The 611-nt window shown below is 42.2% G+C and carries 1 protein-coding gene; it reads left to right on the top strand.

All coding sequences use genetic code 11. The annotated features are described in order from the left end of the window. Positions 1–314: thioredoxin (trxA, locus tag Q5O73_RS10535; RefSeq protein WP_368076769.1), on the top strand; the 314-nt coding region annotated here is incomplete at its 5' end. Positions 315–611 lie beyond the last annotated feature (297 nt).

Below are 611 nucleotides of genomic sequence, written 5' to 3'. Positions count from 1 at the left end.
CTATCATGTCAGTAATCAATTTAACAACAGAGAATTTTGAAGAAGAAGTATTAAATGCAAAAGAACCAGTACTGGTAGATTTCTGGGCAACATGGTGTGGACCATGCCAGACAATGGGACCGGTTGTTGATGAACTCGCACAGGAGCTTACAGATGTAAAGGTAGGTAAGGTGAATGTGGATGAGCAGATGGCGCTTGCCAGAGAATATAAGGTAATGTCAATTCCGACATTTCTCGTATTCAAAGATGGAAAGGTCGCAGAGAGAACTTTAGGAGTTCAGGAAAAGAGTGAGCTGGAACAGCTGATTCGGTAAGCAGAATATAGAATAAGTTATCTAAGGATGTGCCAAGGCACATCCTTTTTGTAGTTTGCGCGCCATGGGCGCGCTCTAACGGGTGAAAGTCCCGAATACGCCTAGGTAACAAGGAAGTATATAGCTGAACAGCAGGGGTGTCCATTGTGAGGTGGAATCTGAAGGAAGCTGTAGTAAAGAACTAGATGCAATAATTTGTTATAGGCTGCATATGTGTATCTGGAAGCAATGGAAAACCCCACAGAATTGTATAAAGAATTTGATGAAACTCGGAGTTGATAAGGATACAGCTTGGAT

The organism is Eubacterium sp. AF15-50 (assembly GCF_934835595.1).
Lineage (GTDB): Bacteria > Bacillota > Clostridia > Lachnospirales > Lachnospiraceae > Eubacterium_G > Eubacterium_G segne.
This window is presented reverse-complemented; position numbering and strand designations above follow the sequence as displayed.